The organism is Mycobacterium sp. OAE908, assembly GCF_017872775.1.
GTDB lineage: Bacteria > Actinomycetota > Actinomycetes > Mycobacteriales > Mycobacteriaceae > Mycobacterium.
Genome location: NZ_JAGGJL010000001.1, coordinates 184,617 through 203,463 on the forward strand (window position 1 = coordinate 184,617; position 18,847 = coordinate 203,463).

Consider the following 18,847-nt stretch of genomic DNA (forward strand, 5'->3'; position numbering starts at 1 on the left):
GAATCACCTATGGTGACTTGGTTCACCATTCACCGCACACCAAGGACGGTTGAGTGCACATAGGGGGACGAGCCGCCCTCGAGGCAGCGCAGCGCGGAGCAGGGCGAGCCGTACGCAAGCCTGTCTTCGGCGTTGCCATCATCACCCCGTTCATCCTCGCCGGCGCCGTCGGTGCGTCGGCGCCGACACCGGTGCGCGACGCAGCCGTGACGCCGCTGGCTTCGGTTCAGTCGTCAGGCAACCGCTCCGGGGCTTCGGTGGTAGCAGTCACCAAGACGCCTACCGCGTTCCACATCGCCGCGTCGACGGTGTCGGCTCCCCCGCCGTCGGCAGTGGTGAATTCGCCTGGGTCGCTTCGCATTCCGGCCATCGTGTTGTCCGCGTACCGCAACGCCGAGCGGATGATGGCTGCCGCGTATCCAACCTGCGGTGTGAGTTGGAACCTTTTGGCGGGCATCGGTCGCATCGAATCGCTGCACGCCAACGGCGGCGCCACCGATTCGCAAGGCACGTCGGTGCGGCCGATCTACGGGCCGTCACTCGATGGCACGCTGCCCGGCAACGAGGTCATCGTGCAGAGCCGCGCCGCAGACCGAGTGACATATGCGAGGGCGATGGGCCCGATGCAGTTCCTGCCCGGCACCTGGTCCCGCTACGCCAGTGACGGCGACGGCGACGGCAAGGCCGACGTGCAAAACGTGTACGACGCTTCGCTGGCGGCGGCTCGCTATCTTTGCAGCGGCGGGTTGAATCTGCGTGATCCGAGCCAAGTGATGGCCGCGATCCTGCGCTACAACAATTCGATCGCCTACGCCCGCAATGTGCTGGGCTGGGCAGCGGCATACGCAACCGGCGTGGTGCCGGTTGACCTGCCGCCGATCACCGGGCCGGTGCCGCCGCTTGGCGACGCCCACTTGGACAACTACCAAGGCCTCGGCCCCGGCCTGCCGGAGAATGCTCTCGGGCTGCCGGCCAACGACCCGTTGGCCTTGATTCCGATGATGGGTCGCGGTGACCTCGCCAGCCAGCTCGCCCTCGGGCCCCTGCCTGGCCCGCTGCCGGGACCCGCGCCGCTGGTCGTCGCACAGCAACCGGAGCCCGAGCAGTCGGCGCCACCGCCGTGGCTGCCGCCGTGGATGCAACCGCAGCAGACCGTCCAGGAACCGCCGTCGCGGCCTGCCGGGTGCGCGGTGTTCTGTATCACCCCGACCGCGCCCGCCCCGAGCGCGGCCGCGGTGCCTGGTGATGCGCAGATGCTGATGCCGCAGGCCCCGCAGCCGGCCGTGCCTGCGATGGCACCCGAGCAGCCCGCGACCGAGACCGCGCCGGCTGAGCAGCCGGCGGTGCTGCCACCGGCGCTGGGGCCTGCGCCGGGACCTGCTGGTTAAGGAGGACCGTGGGGTCGGCCTAGACTCGATGCCGATGTCTCAAACTCCCACTGACCTGGAATCGGCGATCCGCGCCGCGCTGGCCAAGGTGATCGACCCCGAGCTGCGGCGCCCGATCACCGAACTCGGCATGGTCAAGGCCGTCACCGTCGAGGCCGATGGTGGCGTACACGTCGAGGTGTACCTGACCACCTCGGCCTGTCCGAAGAAGGCCGAGATCTCCGAGCGCGTCACCCTGGCTGTGGCGGACGTGCCGGGCACCGGCGCCGTCAAGGTCAGCCTCGATGTGATGAACGACGAGCAGCGCACCGAGCTTCGCAAGCAACTGCGCGGCGACGCCCGCGAACCGGTCATCCCGTTCGCCCAACCCGGTTCACTGACCCGCGTGTACGCCGTCGCGTCCGGTAAGGGCGGCGTCGGCAAGTCGAGCGTCACGGTCAATCTGGCTGCCGCGATGGCCGCGCGCGGGTTGTCCGTCGGCGTGCTCGACGCCGATATCTACGGCCACTCGGTGCCGCGGATGATGGGCACCACCGACCGGCCCACCCAGGTGGAGTCGATGATCCTGCCGCCGGTCGCGCACGACGTGCGGGTCATCTCGATCGCGATGTTCACCCAGGGCAACACCCCCGTGGTGTGGCGCGGGCCGATGCTGCACCGCGCCCTACAGCAATTCCTGGCCGACGTGTACTGGGGTGATCTCGACGTACTGCTGCTGGACCTGCCGCCGGGCACCGGCGACATCGCGATCTCGGTCGCGCAGCTGATCCCCGGCGCCGACATTCTGGTGGTGACGACGCCGCAACTGGCCGCCGCCGAGGTCGCCGAGCGGGCCGGCGCGATCGCGCTGCAGACCAAGCAGCGCATCGCCGGCGTGGTGGAGAACATGTCGGGGCTGCTGATGCCCGACGGAACCACGATGCAGATCTTCGGTGAAGGCGGCGGCAAGCAGGTCGCCGAATCGCTGTCGCGTTCGGTCGGCGCGGATGTGCCGTTGCTCGGCCAGGTGCCCCTAGACCCTGCACTGGTCGCGGCAGGCGATGACGGTGTGCCGCTGGTGTTGTCGGCCCCGGATTCGGCCGCGGGCAAGGAGCTGCGCAAGATCGCCGACGCGCTGTCCTCGCGTAAGCGTGGGCTGGCGGGCATGTCGCTGGGCCTGGACCCCGCGGGCCGCTAGGCGCTCACGTCGCGTCGGTGTCGAACGGCGTCGACGCCGGCGGCTCCGGCTGCGCGACGGGCGCAGGCGCCGACACCGGCTTTTCCGCGCTGGTCGCAGGCTTGTCGAATTTTCCGGTGAAGATCGAATCATCGCCGTCGAGAAGGTGTTTCGTCAGCGCGGCCCTCGGCGTCATGCCACGCAACTTGTTGAGCTCGCTCAGCGGCTCGCGCAGATCCTCGAATTCCGGGCCGAGGTCGTCGCGCAGTTGACTGGTGGCGCCGCTGATGTAGTCGCGCGCCTGGCGCAGCGCACCCGAGGTCCATCGGATGGCGCCGGGCAGCCGTTCTGGCCCGAGGATCACCAGGCCGGCGATCACCAGGACCAGCATCTCGCCCCAGCCCACGTTCGCGAACATTATGTCGTTGGAGTGTCAGCGCCCGGGGTGACCATCAGCGTCACGTGACGGCCGTCGCGGACCACCTCGATCGGCGACTCTTGACCAATTGTCAACTGACGCACCGCAACAACGAATTCGTCGGCATCTGCGACCGTGCGGTTGCCGACCTTGACGACGACATCGTTCTCGAGGATGCCGCCCTTCTCGGCGGGCCCGCCCGCCTTCACGTTGGCCACCTGCGCGCCCGACGCGATGTCGTTGCTCACCGAGCGGGCGGTCAGGCCCAGCGTCGGGTGGGCGATCTTGCCGTCCTTGATCAGCGCGTCGATGGTCTTTTTGACCTCGTTGACCGGGATCGCGAAGCCGAGGCCGCTTGCGCTGTCGGACAACGACTTTCCTGCGGTGTTGATACCGATCACTTCGGCGTTCATGTTGATCAGCGGGCCACCGGAGTTGCCGTGGTTGATCGATGCGTCGGTCTGCACGCCGTCGATCACGGTGTCGGTGTCCGAGCCGTCACCGGACAGCGGCACCGGACGGTGCAGCGCGCTGATGATCCCGTGGGTGACCGTGCTGCGCAGACCCAGCGGTGCGCCGGCGGCAATCACCTCATCGCCGACGACCAGCTTCTCGGAGTCGCCGAGCTTGGCCACCGACAGGTTGTCGACGTTGTCGACCTTCAGCACGGCCAGATCTGTCTTCGGGTCGCGGCCAACGAGATTGGCGGGTACTTCCTTGCCGTCGTTGAACACCACCGAGATCTTGTACTGGCTCGGGTTGGCCGCAGCCTCGGAGATGACGTGGTTGTTGGTGACGATGTAGCCGCGGCCGTCGACCACGACGCCCGAGCCCTGTGAGCCCTCGGAATCGCTGACGGCTTCGACCGTCACCACCGAATCAGCAATCGCGGCAGCCACTTTCGCGAACTGTCCGGGCGGAGGCGCGTCGTTGTTGCTGGTTTCCAGCGTGACCTTCGACGTGGTGAATGCCTCGACGACTTCAGCCGTCTTGCGACCCACCCAGCCGCCGCCGATGCCGACCACCAGCGCCAGGATCGCCAGGACCGCCAGCGCAACGTAGGAGACCCGGCCGCCGAACAGCACATCGCGCACGCCGAGCTTGCCCGTCGCGGCATATGACGTTGCAGGCGCGGTCTGCGGCAGCGCAGGAGTGCCGAGGGCCGCCGCGGCCCCGGGATTGCGCCAAGGGTCGTCGGCGTCGTCAGGACCGGCGCCGTCGCGTTCAGCCTCAAGCGCGCCGGCGTCGGCAGGGTGCCGCTGCAGCGAATCGCCACCCGCGTAGGGCCTGCCGAACGCCTCGGCCAGCACCGGGTCGGGCTTTTTGTCCTTCGGCGTGTACTCGGCTTGGTTGCGATAGCGGTCCAGACCCACGAACGACCCGTCGACGCCCTCGGGCCTGCCGAACGCGCGACGCGCCGCAGGATCGACAGGTGGACGCGACACAGGGCGCGGCTCTAGGCGCTCACGCCCGGACTGGTCCAGATTGGTCACCCGTTCATCACCCTCGTTATGGGAGCGCCCGCCCGAAAAGTGGGCGCCCGGCGCGCGTCATTTCGCATTCACCCTACCGGCGCCTGCGCCGATACCGCGGTGTGCCGTCAGCAAACTGAGGCTGATCCGCTTCGTCGGGCGGTGCGGGTGGAGCGTGCGGGATCTGGGACAACATGCCCAGCAGAGATGTCGGGATGGCGATGGAGCCGGAGTCCCGCAAGGCGGCGCGGGCCTGACGCTGAGCCTCGACCTCGGCCGCGCACTCCTGGCACAACGACAGGTGATGTGCGGCGCGCAGGTGCGCGGTCATCCGCAGTTCACCGTCGACGAACGCCGCGACCGCCTCGATCGACAGGTGCTCGGTGGAGCCGAATTGCCGGGGCCCGACCGGCGCATCGCTCTGCGAGGCGAACTGAGCGGGCAGCCAGGAGAACGCACGGCGGAACACATGTCCCGGGTCCACCATCACCCAGCTCCTCTCATTCTTGTTCACGTCGCAGACGACGGTCCTGACTTGAATGTAGCGCGGCAGCCTGTGGGCCACACCCGCGAACCTCAGGCCGATTTCGCCGTGTCGTCCGAGTGGCTGGCCAGGTAGTCGCGCAGCGCCTGGCGTCCGCGGTGGATTCGGCTGCGCACAGTGCCGAGCTTGACGCCCAGCGTGGCACCGATTTCCTCGTAGGACAGGCCTTCGATGTCGCACAGGACCACGGCGGCGCGAAACTCCGGCGGCAGCGAGTCCAGTGCGGCCTGCAGGTCGGGGCCCAGCCGCGAATCGTGGTAGATCTGCTCGGGGTTCGGCTCGTCGGCAGGCACCCGGTCATAGTCCTCGGGCAGCGCCTCCATCCGGATGCGGCCGCGGCGGCGGACCATGTCCAGGAACAGGTTCGTGGTGATGCGGTGCAGCCAGCCCTCGAAGGTGCCCGGCTGATAGTTCTGCACCGACCGGAAGACGCGGATGAACGTCTCCTGCGTCAGATCCTCGGCGTCGTGCTGATTACCCGACAGCCGATATGCCAGCCGGTACACCCGGTCGGCGTGCTGACGGACCAGCTCGTCCCAGGACGGCATCGTGGTCGCGTCGCCGGTGGCGTCGAATACCGCGGTCCCGGTCAACTCGTCGGACGGCTCTACCCAGTTTCCGTCGGTGTACTGCTCGAGATGGGCCATCGTGACTGGGGCCAGCTTGGTGGTGGTCGTCGGATCCTCCGTTGTTTCGGCTCTTCGCGCGAGCCGATCATCGCTGTCACAGCCGTCACTGATCATCGACGGCTCGACGTCGGCGGAAACGCGTTTGTCCACGTGCTTATTCCCATAACGCCAGCGTCCGCCGTGTTCCATGCGAGATACGCTCTCCGACTGGGGTGTGCTTGGCATATGAGCAAACTGAACTTTTCCTGAGAACATTCGTTACCCGTTTTCCGACCAGCACAAACGGGTTCGCGCAGGCTGTGATTCTGGCGATCGGGACGGGCGTGTCGCGGCTGCGGCCCACCTGGGTTCGCTCTACGCTGCGGGCATGGCCGGCATCGACGACGTCATCGGGGGCGGACCGCAGAGCCGGCCCGAGTCGATCGTCAGCCACGCCGAGGGCTCGATCTCCGAGGACGCGATCGTCGCCGCCGCCCGTGAGCGGGCCGTGGACATCGGCGCAGGCGCAGTCACCCCCGCGGTCGGTGCGCTGCTCTGCGTGCTGGCGAAGCTGACCGGCGCCAAGGCAGTGGTCGAAGTGGGCACGGGCGCGGGCGTCAGCGGGCTGTGGTTGCTCTCAGGCATGCGTGAAGACGGCGTGCTGACCACCATCGACGTCGAACCCGAGCATCAGCGGCTGGCCAAGCAGGCCTTCACCGAGGCGGGCGTCGGCCCGTCGCGGACACGGTTGATCGTGGGCCGCGCTCAGGAGGTCCTGACCCGGCTGGCCGACGAGTCCTACGACCTGGTGTTCATCGACGGCGATCCGGTCGACCAGCCGCAGTTCGTCGAAGAGGGCGTGCGACTGCTGCGGCCCGGCGGCGCGATTGTGGTGCATCGCGCGGCACTGGGCGGGCGTGCCGGCGACGCGAACGCCAAGGATGCGGAGGTCAGCGCTGTGCGCGAGGCGGCGCGACTGATCGCTGAGAATGAGCGGCTGACGCCGGTGCTCATCCCGCTTGGCGACGGCCTGCTGGCCGCCGCGCGTGACTGAATTTTCTTCCGCACCCCGAATCGCGATCTTTACGGATTTCTGACGGGGTAGATCCTTGACTGTGCACTGAACGCGTGTTTAGCGTACTAAACATGCGTTCAGCGTCAGACGATCGCACGGCCGTCGCCCGGATCCGCGACGCCGCGATCGAACAGTGGGGTGAGCACGGCTTCAACGTCGGGCTTCGCAGCATCGCCGAGTCCGCTGGTGTGTCCGCCGCGCTGGTGATTCATCACTTCGGCTCCAAAGACGGCCTGCGCAAGGCCTGCGACGACTACATCGCCGAGGAGATCCGCACCGGCAAGTCCGCGTCGATGCAGACCAGAGATCCGGCCGACTGGTTTCGGCAGATGGCCGAGATGGAGTCGTACGCGCCGATGATGGCCTACCTGGTGCGCAGCATGCAGTCGGGCAGCGACCTGGCAAAGATGCTGTGGCAGAGGATGATCGACAACGGCGAGGAGTATCTCGAAGAGGGCGTGCGAACCGGCCTGCTCAAGCCCAGCCGCGATCCGAGTGCCCGCGCCAAGTTTCTCGGCCTGACCGGTGGCGGCGGATTCTTTCTCTACATCCAAATGCACCCAACCCCAACCGATCTGCGCGCCGTCCTTCGCGATTACGGCGAGGAGATGATCCTGCCCGCCCTCGAGCTCTACACCGAGGGCCTGATGACGGACTCAACCATGTACGACGCATTCCTCGAGGCGCGTGAAAAAGGTATTCCGTTCACATCCAATGAAGGAGAGCACAATGACGGCGGCATCTCTGCAACGAGCTGACACTTCGCGGTCGCAGCTCGCTGTCGAAATCCGGGACCTGTCCAAGTCGTTCGGCCGCACCAAGGCGCTCGACGGTCTCGACCTGACCGTCGCGCCGGGTGACATCACCGGATTCCTCGGCCCGAACGGTGCGGGCAAGTCCACCACGATCCGGGTGCTGCTGGGCCTGCTGCGCGCAGACAGCGGCACCGTCCGACTGCTCGGCGGCGACCCCTGGCGGGACGCGGTGGGACTGCACCGGCGAATCGCTTACGTGCCGGGCGATGTCACGTTGTGGCCCAACCTGACCGGACTTCAGGCCATCGACTTCCTTGTCCACCTGCGCGGTAACGGCGTCGACACCAGGCGCCGCGACGAGTTGATCGAGCGGTTCGAGCTCGACCCACACAAGAAGGCCCGCACCTACTCGAAGGGCAACCGGCAGAAGGTGGCGATCATCGCCGCGTTCTCGACCAACGCCGAGCTCTACATCCTCGACGAGCCCACTTCTGGCCTGGATCCGTTGATGGAGAAGGCATTTCAGACCTGCGTGGAGGAGGTCACGAAGCAGGGCGCTGCCGTGCTGCTGTCCAGCCACATCCTTGCCGAGGTGGAGAAGCTCTGCGACAACGTCACGATCATCCGCGCGGGCCGTGCGGTGAAATCCGGTACGCTCGACGACCTGCGACACCTGATGCGCACCACGATCACCGTGCGCACCCGCGGCGATGCCGGTGTGCTGCAAGACCTTCCGTATGTGCACGACTTCGCAGTCGAGGACGCGCACGTCCGGTTCTCCGTTGACCGCAATGAGCTCGACTTCGTCATGGAGCACCTCACCGATCTCGGCATCGCCGAGCTGACGGTGGCACCGGCGTCGCTGGAGGACCTGTTTCTGCGCGAGTATCAGGGGGTGAACCGATGACCACCACGACTGTCGCGACCCGTGCGGGCCGGCACGAAGCGGCGCGGCAGGGGTCGTCGCTCACCGGAGCAGCGAGCCTGCTGCGACTCGCGTTGCGGCGCGACCGGGTTCGGCTGTCGGTATGGGTGGCGGCGCTGACGCTGATGATGGTGTATGCGCCGAACGCGGTGAAGCTCGCCTACCCCGAGGAGCCGCAGCGGCTCGCGCGGGTGAACCTGCTCAAGACACCCGCCGGAATGATGTTGGGCGGACCGATGTTTGGCGGAAACGAGACCGACCTCGGCGCGATGATGGCCAACGAGCTGATGCTGACGCTGATCATCGCGGCGTCGATCCTCGCCATCACCACCGTCATCCGGCACACCCGCGCCGAGGAAGAAAACGGCATCGCGGAACTGGTTTCGTCGTCGGTGGTCGGACGCTACGCGCGAACCTGGGCCGCGTTGATCCTCGTCGCAGGGGTGCACGCCGTCCTCGCAGTGACCATGACGGTGGCGATGGCATCGACGGGCTTCGCGTTCGCAGACACTGCCGCAATGTGCCTCGGCATCACCGGGGTGGCCATGGTTTTCGGTGCGGTGGCCGCGGTCACGGCGCAACTGTGGCGCCAGGCGCGGACTGCGACCGGTGCGGCGATGGCGGTGCTTGCCGTGGCGGCGTTGGTGCGCGGCATCGGTGACGTCATCGACAACTCCGGGTCCGCGCTGAGCTGGTTCTCCCCCATCGCATGGGCCCAGCAGATGCGCGCGTTCGTCGACTTGCGCTGGTGGCCGTTCACGATGCTTGTCGCGCTGACGATCGCACTGATGGCGCTGGCCGCCTGGCTGGAAGGCAGCAGGCAGTACGACGCCGGGGTGATCCCGTCAACCGGCGAGAAGCCGGACGCGCGGCCGATCTCCGGCGTGTTCGCCCTGCACATGACGCTGCAGCGCGGCCAGATCATCGGCTGGACCGTCGGACTGTTCCTGGGCGGCTTGGCCTTTGGCTCCATGACCAAGTCGCTGCTGGACGCGGCGAAGGACAACCCGCTGCTCGCCAGGGTGCTGACTGCCCAGGGCACCGACGGCGTCTACATGACGATGACGCAGTTCCTCGCAGCCGCCGCCAGCGCGTATGTCGTAAGCGCTGTGCTGCGGGTGTACAACGACGAACAATCGGGCCTTGGCGAGGCCGTGTTGGCCGGCGCGGTGTCGAGGTGGCGCTGGTTGCTGACCGCTGTCGCGGCCGCGCTCGTCGGCTCCGCGGTGTTGATGTTCTTCGCGGGTCTTGGCAACGGGCTCGGGGCGGGCCTGACGCTCGGCGAGCCCGCAACCATCGCGAAGTTGACGTTGACCGGTCTCGCTCACCTGCCGGCGATGGCGGTGATCGCGGGCGTGGCGGCCTTGGCCGTCGCAGTGCGCCATACCTGGATCGGTTGGCTCGCAGTCACATTCGTCGTCACATCGCTGTACCTCGGCGCGCTGCTGAGACTGCCCCGCTGGTTGATCGACCTGTCGCCGGTGGGACGGACCACGATGCCGACGGACCTTCCCGCAGGCGCACTGACGGTGATGGTCGTCGGTGCCGCGGCGCTGACGGTCCTCGCCTGCTGGCTCTATCGCATCCGCGATGCGGTGTAACGCTCTCGACAGGGAAGGATCATGAAAACCGCACTCCAAGCAACGATGTCATCCGTTCTGTCCCTGGCGCTGATGGCCGTGGCATTGTTCTGGCCCGCAGGCACATTCGACTACTGGCAGGCGTGGATCTTCTTCGGCATCTTCGTCGGGCTCTCGGTGCTCTACATGGTGTATGTCGGACTGACGAACCCCGCCGTGCTTCGCAGGCGGATGAACGCCGGACCTCAGCACGAAACCAGGCCGGTGCAGAAGGTCGTCATCACCGGCATCGCGCTGGCGTTCTTTGCGCTACTAGTCGTCTCGGCGTTCGACCATCGGTTCGGCTGGTCGCACGTGCCCACCACATGGGTGGTCGTTGGGAACCTGATGACGTGGACCGGACTTGGCATCGCGCTGGTGGTGATCACTCAAAACGACTACGCCGCTACGAACATCACCGTCGACGCGGAGCAGACGGTGGTGTCCACAGGGCTGTACGGCCTTGTGCGACATCCGATGTACTTCGGTGCTCTCCTCATGTTCATCGGCCTCCCTCTCGCACTCGGCTCGTATTGGGGCCTCGTCGTCGTCCCCTTCAGCGCAATACTGTTCACCGCCCGCATCGTCGACGAGGAGAAGGCGTTGACAGAAGGGCTGACCGGCTACCGCGAATACACCGAGAAGGTGCATTCGCGGCTGGTCCCCGGTGTCTGGTGAGGGAGAGTCATGAAGACAGCCGTTCGAGCAGTGTTGACGTCCGTCGTCGGCTTCGCCGTCTTCCTGCTGTTGGTGTTCCTTCCGGCCGGGACGTTCGACTACTGGCGAGGCTGGACGTTCATCGTGGTGTTCGCGCTCGCCACGATGATCCCGAGTGTGTACCTGGCGACCACGAATCCCGCTGCGCTGCAACGACGTATGCAGGCAGGGCCCGCCGCGGAGAGTCGGCCGTTGCAGAAAGTCATCATCACGTTCGCGTTCGTCTCGATGGCAGCGATGATCGTGGTGAGCGCATTGGACTACCGCTTCGGCTGGTCAACGGTGCCCGCGGCCGTCTCGGTGGTCGGCGATGTGCTGGTCGGGGTGGGGCTTTCGATCGCGATGATCACGACGATCCAAAACGGCTACGCTGCCGCGAACATCACTGTCGAGTCCGGGCAGAAGGTGGTGTCCACGGGTGTGTACTCCGTTGTCCGCCACCCGATGTACTTCGGAAACGTGGTGCTGATGATCGGCGTGCCGTTGGCTCTTGGATCGTATTGGGGATTGCTGTTCGTTATTCTGGGGCTGGCTGTACTCGCCACCCGAATTCTCGACGAGGAGAAGGCACTGCGCCAGGAACTCGACGGGTACGACGAGTACACGCACAAGGTGCATTACCGACTGGTGCCCGGCGTCTGGTGACGACGGGCCGCCCGCCACACGACCAGCAACACGACAACGACCGCGAACCGCAACACAGTGTTCGAGATCATCGTGGCGGTCGGTTGCGTCAGTGCCATGTAGACGACGTTGAGGACACCGCTCGTCGCATGCAGCACGACGAGCGTCGTCAGGATCAATCCCAGCGCAGCCGAGTCGGTGACGCGGATGGCTCCGAATGACAGCACCGCCACGGCCAGTTCTGCCGCGGCGACCAGATAGACAAGCAGATAATCGGGTCTCGCGAGCGTGATGCCCACCATTGACGGGATGGCTTGCGGGAAAGCCGTCAATACGACCGCACCGGCCAGCGTGATCAGGCCGTGCAGCGCGAAAACCGCCCTCAGCGTCTTCATGTCAGTCTCCGTGTCATGCCGATCGGCGCTCATCCGTCATAACCATGACGGACCAAACGGGCGGAATATGACATAGGAGGTGAGCCGTGCCCGCCGAGTCATTCGAGGACCACCGAGCACATCTGCGCGCGGTCGCCTACCGCATGCTGGGATCGGTGGGTGAGGCCGAGGACGCGGTGCAGGAGGCGTGGCTGCGAATGCAGGGCGCCGACATCAGCGACGTGCGCAACATGCGCGGCTGGTTGACGACCGTCGTCGCGCGAATCTGCCTGGACATGCTGCGGGCCCGCAGCGCGCACCCGCAGGAGCCGCTGGACGATGCCGCCGCGATCGCCGGCGAGGGCGTCGACCCGGAAGCCGAAGCGGTGCTTGCCGATTCCATCGGCGTGGCGCTGCTTGTCATCCTGCAGACACTGAGTCCCGCCGAACGGTTGGCCTTCGTGCTGCACGACATGTTCGACCTGCCATACGCCGAGATAGCACCGATCGTCGGCCGCACCGAGAACACCGCTGCCCAGCTCGCGGCGCGGGCCAGGCGTCGAGTTCGCGGTAAAACTCCCGATCCTGCAACAGATTTGGTACGCCAACGGGAACTCGTCGACGCGTTTCTGGCCGCAGCACGCGAGGGTGATTTCGATGCGCTGCTGAACGTGCTCGACGCCGACGTCGAGCTGCGCGTCGACGCCGCCGCAGCGGGCACCGCGACGACAATCCGCGGCGCGCATGCCGTGGCCACCAACGCCCGCGCTTTCTCAGCCAACGCCCGGTTCGCCGAGCCCGCTTTGGTGGATGGCGCCGTCGGCATCGTGGTGGCCCCCGACGGGAGGCTGGCATTGGTGCTGCGCTTTGGAGTCGGCGGCGACAAGATCACCGAGATCGACATCGACGCCGACCCGCAACGGCTGAGTCGTTTCAGTTTGGCTGTGTTGGATTAGTGCTCGGCAGGCAACAGGATCGTCTTGCCGTGCAGGCGGCCGGCGTCGGAGTCGGCGTGCACTGTTGCGGCCTGCTCGAGCGGGCGGCGGTCGGCGACCTCAACTCGCAGTTGGCCTGCGTCGACTCGGCTGACCAACTCCGCGAGTTGCGCTGCGTCGCTGCGGACGAAGATCCGCTGCGTGCGGACGCCCCGGCCGGGGTTCTGCGGCCCGAAGACCATGGTGCCCACGTGGAAACCGCCGTCGGCGACCGCGCCGATGAGGGCTTCGGTCTGTTCGTCGGTGGTGCTGACCAGGTTGAGCACCACGTCGAACGGTGCACCGTCGACATCGATCGGCGAGTGCGTGTAGTCGATGTAGTCGACGATGCGGTCGACGCCCAATGTGCGCAGACGCTCGGCGTCACGCGCTTTGGCAGTCGCGGTCACGACGGCCCCGGCGCTCTTGGCCAACTGAATCGCGTAGCCGCCGACCGCACCTGACGCACCGTTGATCAGAATCGTCTGTCCCGCCGTCAAACCCGCGATCTCGAAGAGGGCCTGCCACGCCGTCAAGGCGGCCACCGGCAATGCGGCGGCGTCGGCCAGATTCACCGACTGCGGTGCGGCGGCCAGCAACTCGGCAGGCACGACCGCATACTCGGCGGCGGCGCCATCGGCATCCAGCGGCAGAAACGCGACGACCGCGTCGCCGACGTTCCACCCCTGAACTTCCTCACCGAGTTCGGCGATCGTGCCCGCGACGTCCACGCCGGGGATGTGCGGGAAGCTGATCTGATACACCTCGGACAGGTAACCGCCGCGGATGCCGGCATCGACCGGGTTGAACGAGGTGGCCGCCACCTGCACCAACGCCTCTCGCGGGCCTGGCACCGGACGCGGGGCCTCCTCGTACTGCAGAACCTCACTGCCGCCGTAACGGTGGTATCGCAGCGCCTTCATGATTTCCTCCTTCGTTCGACTGCTTCGATGTCGAAGCAACTTCTGATTGCATCAACTTGCTTCGAAGTCGAAGCAATCCCCGAATGCGCGTGACGGTCGTCACAGTGCGGCGATGGAGGTGCCGTCGCGTCAGGTGAGCAGTAGCGCAGCGGTGATGAGCATGACGGCGGCGGTGACGCCGTGGACTCCCCATGCGATGGCTTTGGAGCCGCCGTTGCGTAGCACGATCGCCGCGTCTGCGAGCGGGATGATGGTGGCGGCCAGTATCACCAAGCCGACCAGATGGGTGGCGCCCGCAGCCATCAGGATGATGACGAACAGCCCCGACGCAATGTCGCGGACACCCTTGACACTCAAGTACGCGCCTGCGGCGGGCTCATGCAGATCTGGAAGAACACCGTAGCCGGCTGCGGCAACGCGCGGTGCGACGAGAAATCGTGCGCCGATGAAGATGATGGCCGCAGCGATCAGTCCGGCGAGCGCGTAGCCGATGATGGTGGTGGTCATGTCGAGCACTCCTGGGGTTTCGCTAATGAATCGGTGAAAACGCTGTCGGGTCAAGCAGTTCCGCTTCTACGTCGGTGATTTCGTCGACGTCGAAGCCGGCCATGTCGGCGGCGAACTCCGGGCTGGTCATGATGCGCCGGGTCAGCTGCTCAGTGTCGGCGCCCGATGGAAAACGGATGAGCGCGACGAGTCGATGTGCGGCGGCGCTGCGCTCGGTCCACACCCCAACGGTGGTGACGCCGAATGCCATGAACGTTTCCAGGTGTCGGGCCCAGTGAACGGTTGCGTACTGGTGCAGAGCTTCCGGTGACCGCAGGGTGTAGGTCCTGAGCTGAAACACCGGATGCTGTTCTCCCCCTGTCATATCACGAGCACCAGGCAAAGAGCAGTCACTGCGAGGCCTTGCAACACCGCGCGAGCGTCGATGACGCGGTCCCACTTCGCCTGCAGCGCACGCCCGTTCGGCAACACCATGCCGGTGCCGGCAGCCTGTGTCAGTTGACGATTGATCGGTGCGCTCACACGTGTGTAGAGCACAAGCCAGACCAACAACGCGACCACGGCGGCGCCCGCCACGATCGTCTGTGCCCAATGCGCGGTGACGGCGGCCGCCACCACGCTCGTCGCGGCGGCGATGACCCCGAGCACGCCCGGAACCGGCATGCGCCGGTCGCCGTATCGATGCACGCTGCCCATGACGGCGACCAGGGCGTTGTCGTCGATCGACGCCAAGGCCGGTCGCAGCACGGCTGCGCAGAAGACGTCGGTGCCGTACACGACTGCGGTTGCGAGCACCGCGATCAGTGCGCCGGCCCGGGTGATGAGCTCTATGTCCATTCCGGATCTCCTCTGATAAGTGCTAGCAGCGCTAGCGCTAGCAACGCTAACCCTGTTTCGTCGGCGCGTCAATAGCAGCGCTAGCACCCCTAGCGGTGCTATCGTGCGGCATGGCCATTGAGGACCGCCGGGTCCGGGAACGCGAAGCTCGCCGGCAGCTGATCATCACAACGGCGCGCACATTGGCCGAGGCTGAGGGGTGGGACGCCGTCACCACCCGCCGGCTGTCCACCGAAATCGAGTACAGCCAGCCCGTCCTGTACAAGCACTTTCAAGGCATGGACCAAATCGCCGACGCCATCGCCATCGAGGGTTTCGGCGAGCTCGCCGAGGCGATTCGGGGTGCGGGCGGCGGGTCGGCCGACGGCGCGCTGAGCCGGATTGCGCGCGCGTATCTCGACTTCGCCCGCGACAACCCCGCCGTCTACGACGCGATGTTCACCCGCGCGACCAGCTTGCGCTTCGCCGCCGACGCGACACCGCCCGAGCTGTCCGCAGCCTTCGCCGAGTTGCACAAAGCGGTCGCGCTCGTCGCCGATACACAAGACGCCGACACCCTCACCGAAGTGTTCTGGGCCGCGCTGCATGGCCTGGTCACCCTCGGCCGGACCGGCCGACTACGCGCTGACCATGACTCGCAGCGTCTGCAAGCGCTCGTCGCGCAGTTCACCAATTGAGATTGGCTATGCCGCAACGGTTCCAGACGCTTCGATATTGAAGCATTAGGATGACGACATGGCTGACGGCCTCAAGCCTGCCCAGATGCGCACCTACTTCGCCCTGACCGAGGCGGCGAGCTTGTTGCAGTATGCCGTTCAAGAGCAGTTGCAGGCCGAGGGCGGGCTCAGTTACGTGCAGTTCGAGGTACTGGCCAAATTGGTCGACGCCGACCGGCCGCTCACGATGACTGAACTGGCCGACGGTGTGGTGTACAGCCGCAGCGGGCTGACCCATCAGGCCGGGATACTCGAAAAAGCGGGGCTCATCGCGCGCGAAGTCAGCACCCGCGACAAGCGCTCCACCGTCGTCGCCATCACCAAGGCGGGCCGAGCGCGCGTCGCCAAGGTCTTACCCGGCCACATCGAGGTCGTACGTGACCTCCTCTACGGCTCACTTACCGAGCAGGATGTGGACACCCTCGGCGACATCATGAGTCGCGTCCGCGACCACATGCGTGGTCGGCCACCGCGCTCGGCCGCGCCGAGGAGCCGAAACGCGGGCTAGATCCAGACGCCCTTACCGACCGCGACCACTCCCCCGGCGCTGATCGCAAATCGCTCGCGGTCCTTCTCCAGATCGACGCCGACCATCTCACCCGGGCCCACCACGACGTTCTTGTCGAGGATCGCGTGGCGCACCACTGCGCCCCGACCGATGCGGGTGCCCGGCATGATCACGCTGCCCTCGACGATCGCGCCGTCGTCGACGACCACGTTGGACGACAGGACCGAATTGCGTACGGACGCAGCCGAAATGATGCTGCCGGCGCCGACGACCGACTCCTGCGCCGAGCCGCCGTTGACGAATTTTGCGGGCGCCAGGTTCTCGGACTCGCCGCGGATGGGCCAGCGCTTGTTGTAGAGGTTGAACACCGGATGCACGGACACCAGGTCCATGTGGGCGTCGTAGAACGCGTCGAGCGTGCCGACGTCGCGCCAGTAGCCGTGGTCGCGTTCGGTGGCTCCGGGCACTTCGTTGTTGTTGAAGTCGTACACCGCGGCCATGCCGTCGCTGACCAGACGCGGGATGATGTCGCCGCCCATGTCGTGGTCGGAGTCGTCGTCGTCGGCATCGGCCCGGATGGCGTCGATGAGCACCTTGGTGGTGAAGATGTAGTTGCCCATCGAGACGAACGTCTGCTCGGGCTCGTCGGGTGTGCCAGGGGGGTCGGCAGGCTTCTCGATGAATCCGCGGATGCGACCGGACTCGTCGCTGTCGATGCAGCCGAACGCGCTTGCCTCGGCGCGCGGCACCCGGATTCCGGCCACCGTCGCTCCCGCGCCGCTCTCGATGTGGAACTGGAGCATCTGCTCGGGATCCATCCGGTACACGTGGTCCGCACCGAAAATGATGATGTAGTCGGGATCCTCGTCGTAGATCAGGTTCAGCGACTGATAGATCGCGTCGGCCGAGCCGGTGTACCACCGCGGGCCGAGCCGCTGCTGCGCTGGCACCGGGGTGATGTATTCGCCGGCAAGCCCTGACAGCCGCCAGTTCTGCGAGATGTGGCGGTCCAGCGAATGCGACTTGTACTGGGTCAGCACGCAGATCCGCAGGTACCGCGCGTTCACAAGATTCGACAGCACAAAATCGATCAGCCGGTACGCGCCGCCGAAGGGAACCGCCGGCTTGGCCCGATCGGCCGTCAACGGGTACAGCCGCTTGCCTTCGCCGCCTGCCAGGACGATGCCAAGGACGTGTGGCAACTCCCTCATGATTCAAACCTATCCGCAGGTGCACGCGGCTGCCAGCCATTGCGTGCTATTGATCGGTTCTGGCAGTCATCCGTTCTGGCAGTCAAGGTATTTGGCGTTTTGGCGGTCGAATAAACCTCCGACAGCTATTACGGTCGTGACTATGCGGGTGGCGATGATGACTCGGGAGTATCCGCCCGAGGTCTACGGCGGTGCGGGGGTGCACGTCACCGAACTCGTCGCGCAATTGCGCCACCTGTGTGAGGTCGACGTGCACTGCATGGGCGCGCCCCGGCCCGGGGTCGTCGTCGCGCAACCCGACCCTGCTCTCAAGGGCGCGAACGCTGCGCTGTCGACACTGTCGGCCGACCTCAACATGGTCAACGGCGCGTCGAACGCCACTGTCGTGCATTCGCACACGTGGTACACCGGGCTGGCCGGACACCTGGCCGCCCTGTTGCACGGCATCCCGCACGTGCTGACCGCGCATTCGCTTGAACCGATGCGGCCGTGGAAGGCCGAACAGCTTGGCGGCGGCTACCGGGTGTCGTCGTGGGTGGAGAAGACCGCGGTCGAAGCCGCCGACGCCGTGATCGCGGTCAGTTCGGGCATGCGTGACGACGTGCTGCACACGTATCCGGCGCTCGACCCCAACCGGGTCCACGTGGTGCGCAACGGGATCGACACCGATGTCTGGTACCCCGCCGAATCGGAGGCCGACGACTCGGTGCTGCGGGAGCTGGGCGTCGACCGCACCCGTCCGATCGTGGCGTTCGTCGGGCGGATCACCCGGCAGAAGGGGGTCGCGCATCTGATCGCGGCCGTCCATCACTTCGCACCCGAGATTCAGTTGGTGTTGTGCGCGGGCGCGCCGGACACCCCTGAGATCGCGGCCGAGGTGACGACCGCGGTGCAGGAGCTGGCGCGCGTCCGCAGCGGCGTGTTCTGGGTCCGGGAAATGTTGCCGATCGGCAAGATTCGCGAAATACTCTCAGCAGCAACGGTTTTCGTGTGTCCGTCGGTGTACGAACCGTTGGGCATCGTGAACCTGGAGGCAATGGCCTGCGCGACGGCGGTGGTGGCCTCTGATGTTGGCGGCATCCCGGAGGTGGTCGCCGATCGTCAGACCGGTCTGCTGGTGCACTACGAGGCGAGTGACCCGACATCTTTCGAGCGGCGGCTGGCCGAGGCGGTCAACTCGCTGGTGGCCGACCCGGAGAGGGCCCGCCAGTATGGCCAGGCTGGACGGCAGCGCTGTATCCAGGAATTCTCCTGGGCGCATATCGCCGAACAGACGTTGGAGATCTACCGGAAGGTGTCTTCTTAGGAGCTGGTGACGCCCTTGAGTTCGTCGCCGAGGGCGGCCGCTTCGTCAGGGGTCAGTTCGACGACGAGTCGCCCGCCGCCTTCCAGTGGTACCCGCATCACGATGCCGCGCCCCTCCTTGGTTGCTTCCAGTGGACCGTCTCCGGTCCGGGGCTTCATCGCCGCCATCGAGTGCTCCCTCCACATGAGCC

General features: G+C 66.3%; 23 protein-coding genes. 12 read left to right on the forward strand and 11 right to left on the reverse strand.

Annotated features, from left to right (window positions below; all coding sequences use genetic code 11):
- Nucleotides 1–53: 53 nt before the first annotated feature.
- The gene (locus J3E61_RS00820) at nt 54–1,388 is read left to right on the forward strand and encodes a lytic murein transglycosylase (RefSeq protein ID WP_210082257.1); all 1,335 of its coding nucleotides are present in this window, start codon (nt 54–56) and stop codon (nt 1,386–1,388) included.
- A 34-nt stretch (nt 1,389–1,422) separates the two neighbouring features.
- The gene (locus J3E61_RS00825; RefSeq protein WP_210082258.1) at nt 1,423–2,565 is read left to right on the forward strand and encodes an Mrp/NBP35 family ATP-binding protein; all 1,143 of its coding nucleotides are present in this window, start codon (nt 1,423–1,425) and stop codon (nt 2,563–2,565) included.
- A gap of 4 nt (nt 2,566–2,569) precedes the next feature.
- Here the strand turns inward: J3E61_RS00825 and tatB are convergent, their stop codons facing one another.
- The 4 genes from tatB to sigE all read right to left on the reverse strand — a co-directional run bounded on the left by tatB (nt 2,570) and on the right by sigE (nt 5,796).
- The gene (gene tatB, locus J3E61_RS00830; RefSeq protein ID WP_192726660.1) at nt 2,570–2,962 is read right to left on the reverse strand and encodes a Sec-independent protein translocase subunit TatB; all 393 of its coding nucleotides are present in this window, start codon (nt 2,960–2,962) and stop codon (nt 2,570–2,572) included.
- Nucleotides 2,962–4,455: a trypsin-like peptidase domain-containing protein gene (locus J3E61_RS00835; RefSeq protein WP_192726661.1), complete on the reverse strand. Its 1,494-nt coding sequence runs from the start codon at nt 4,453–4,455 to the stop codon at nt 2,962–2,964. The genes tatB and J3E61_RS00835 overlap by 1 nt, the downstream gene beginning before the upstream one ends.
- 73 nt (nt 4,456–4,528) lie before the next feature.
- Nucleotides 4,529–4,921, reverse strand: a complete 393-nt coding sequence (locus J3E61_RS00840) for an RNA polymerase subunit sigma-70 (protein WP_192726997.1) — start codon at nt 4,919–4,921, stop codon at nt 4,529–4,531.
- 89 nt (nt 4,922–5,010) lie between these two features.
- Nucleotides 5,011–5,796 (reverse strand): RNA polymerase sigma factor SigE, encoded by a 786-nt coding sequence (sigE, locus tag J3E61_RS00845; RefSeq protein WP_210082259.1) that lies wholly within the window; start codon nt 5,794–5,796, stop codon nt 5,011–5,013.
- Between the two features lie 178 nt (nt 5,797–5,974).
- On the opposite strand from sigE, the gene J3E61_RS00850 reads away from it, so the two are divergent.
- The 6 genes from J3E61_RS00850 (at nt 5,975) to J3E61_RS00875 (ending at nt 11,322) form a co-directional block, all read left to right on the forward strand.
- Entirely contained in the window at nt 5,975–6,640 is a 666-nt protein-coding gene (locus J3E61_RS00850; RefSeq protein WP_192726663.1) for a class I SAM-dependent methyltransferase, read from the forward strand.
- Nucleotides 6,641–6,732: 92 nt separating this feature from the next.
- On the forward strand, nt 6,733–7,419 hold the full coding sequence (locus J3E61_RS00855) for a TetR family transcriptional regulator (RefSeq protein WP_210082260.1): 687 nt from the start codon (nt 6,733–6,735) through the stop codon (nt 7,417–7,419).
- Nucleotides 7,391–8,323, forward strand: a complete 933-nt coding sequence (locus tag J3E61_RS00860) for an ABC transporter ATP-binding protein (RefSeq protein ID WP_210082261.1) — start codon at nt 7,391–7,393, stop codon at nt 8,321–8,323. The genes J3E61_RS00855 and J3E61_RS00860 overlap by 29 nt, the downstream gene beginning before the upstream one ends.
- Complete coding sequence (locus J3E61_RS00865; protein ID WP_210082262.1) at nt 8,320–9,942, forward strand: ABC transporter; 1,623 nt, start codon at nt 8,320–8,322, stop codon at nt 9,940–9,942. The genes J3E61_RS00860 and J3E61_RS00865 overlap by 4 nt, the downstream gene beginning before the upstream one ends.
- Nucleotides 9,943–9,963: 21 nt before the next feature.
- On the forward strand, nt 9,964–10,638 hold the full coding sequence (locus tag J3E61_RS00870) for an isoprenylcysteine carboxylmethyltransferase family protein (RefSeq protein ID WP_210082263.1): 675 nt from the start codon (nt 9,964–9,966) through the stop codon (nt 10,636–10,638).
- A 9-nt stretch (nt 10,639–10,647) separates the two neighbouring features.
- Nucleotides 10,648–11,322 carry an isoprenylcysteine carboxylmethyltransferase family protein gene (locus J3E61_RS00875; protein WP_210082264.1) on the forward strand — a complete coding sequence of 225 codons (675 nt, stop codon included), beginning with the start codon at nt 10,648–10,650 and terminating at the stop codon, nt 11,320–11,322.
- Here J3E61_RS00875 and J3E61_RS00880 read toward each other — a convergent pair.
- Entirely contained in the window at nt 11,295–11,696 is a 402-nt protein-coding gene (locus J3E61_RS00880; protein WP_210082265.1) for a hypothetical protein, read from the reverse strand. The genes J3E61_RS00875 and J3E61_RS00880 overlap by 28 nt on opposite strands.
- An 86-nt stretch (nt 11,697–11,782) precedes the next feature.
- Here J3E61_RS00880 and J3E61_RS00885 point away from each other — a divergent pair, with 86 nt between their 5' ends.
- Complete coding sequence (locus tag J3E61_RS00885; protein ID WP_210082266.1) at nt 11,783–12,631, forward strand: sigma-70 family RNA polymerase sigma factor; 849 nt, start codon at nt 11,783–11,785, stop codon at nt 12,629–12,631.
- Here J3E61_RS00885 and J3E61_RS00890 read toward each other — a convergent pair.
- The 4 genes from J3E61_RS00890 to J3E61_RS00905 form a co-directional block, all read right to left on the reverse strand.
- Nucleotides 12,628–13,572, reverse strand: a complete 945-nt coding sequence (locus tag J3E61_RS00890) for an NADP-dependent oxidoreductase (protein ID WP_210082267.1) — start codon at nt 13,570–13,572, stop codon at nt 12,628–12,630. The two genes, J3E61_RS00885 and J3E61_RS00890, sit on opposite strands and share 4 nt — an antisense overlap.
- 129 nt (nt 13,573–13,701) lie before the next feature.
- A complete protein-coding gene (locus J3E61_RS00895) occupies nt 13,702–14,079 on the reverse strand; it encodes a DUF4267 domain-containing protein (RefSeq protein ID WP_210082268.1) in 378 nt (125 codons plus the stop codon).
- Between the two features lie 22 nt (nt 14,080–14,101).
- Nucleotides 14,102–14,419: an NIPSNAP family protein gene (locus tag J3E61_RS00900; RefSeq protein ID WP_210085376.1), complete on the reverse strand. Its 318-nt coding sequence runs from the start codon at nt 14,417–14,419 to the stop codon at nt 14,102–14,104.
- A gap of 20 nt (nt 14,420–14,439) precedes the next feature.
- The gene (locus tag J3E61_RS00905) at nt 14,440–14,916 is read right to left on the reverse strand and encodes a DUF1772 domain-containing protein (RefSeq protein ID WP_210082269.1); all 477 of its coding nucleotides are present in this window, start codon (nt 14,914–14,916) and stop codon (nt 14,440–14,442) included.
- A 110-nt stretch (nt 14,917–15,026) separates the two neighbouring features.
- Between J3E61_RS00905 and J3E61_RS00910 the strand changes: the two genes are divergently transcribed.
- Both J3E61_RS00910 and J3E61_RS00915 read left to right on the forward strand, forming a co-directional pair.
- Nucleotides 15,027–15,593, forward strand: a complete 567-nt coding sequence (locus tag J3E61_RS00910) for a TetR/AcrR family transcriptional regulator (protein ID WP_210082270.1) — start codon at nt 15,027–15,029, stop codon at nt 15,591–15,593.
- A 58-nt stretch (nt 15,594–15,651) separates the two neighbouring features.
- Nucleotides 15,652–16,140 (forward strand): MarR family transcriptional regulator, encoded by a 489-nt coding sequence (locus tag J3E61_RS00915; protein WP_210082271.1) that lies wholly within the window; start codon nt 15,652–15,654, stop codon nt 16,138–16,140.
- Here the strand turns inward: J3E61_RS00915 and glgC are convergent.
- Nucleotides 16,137–17,351 (reverse strand): glucose-1-phosphate adenylyltransferase, encoded by a 1,215-nt coding sequence (glgC, locus tag J3E61_RS00920; RefSeq protein ID WP_192726677.1) that lies wholly within the window; start codon nt 17,349–17,351, stop codon nt 16,137–16,139. The two genes, J3E61_RS00915 and glgC, sit on opposite strands and share 4 nt — an antisense overlap.
- A 142-nt stretch (nt 17,352–17,493) precedes the next feature.
- On the opposite strand from glgC, the gene glgA reads away from it, so the two are divergent.
- Nucleotides 17,494–18,657, forward strand: coding sequence for a glycogen synthase (glgA, locus tag J3E61_RS00925; RefSeq protein ID WP_210082272.1), 1,164 nt, complete (start codon nt 17,494–17,496; stop codon nt 18,655–18,657).
- Here the strand turns inward: glgA and J3E61_RS00930 are convergent.
- Nucleotides 18,654–18,824 carry a DUF3117 domain-containing protein gene (locus J3E61_RS00930; protein ID WP_018598966.1) on the reverse strand — a complete coding sequence of 57 codons (171 nt, stop codon included), beginning with the start codon at nt 18,822–18,824 and terminating at the stop codon, nt 18,654–18,656. The genes glgA and J3E61_RS00930 overlap by 4 nt on opposite strands.
- Nucleotides 18,825–18,847: the final 23 nt, after the last annotated feature.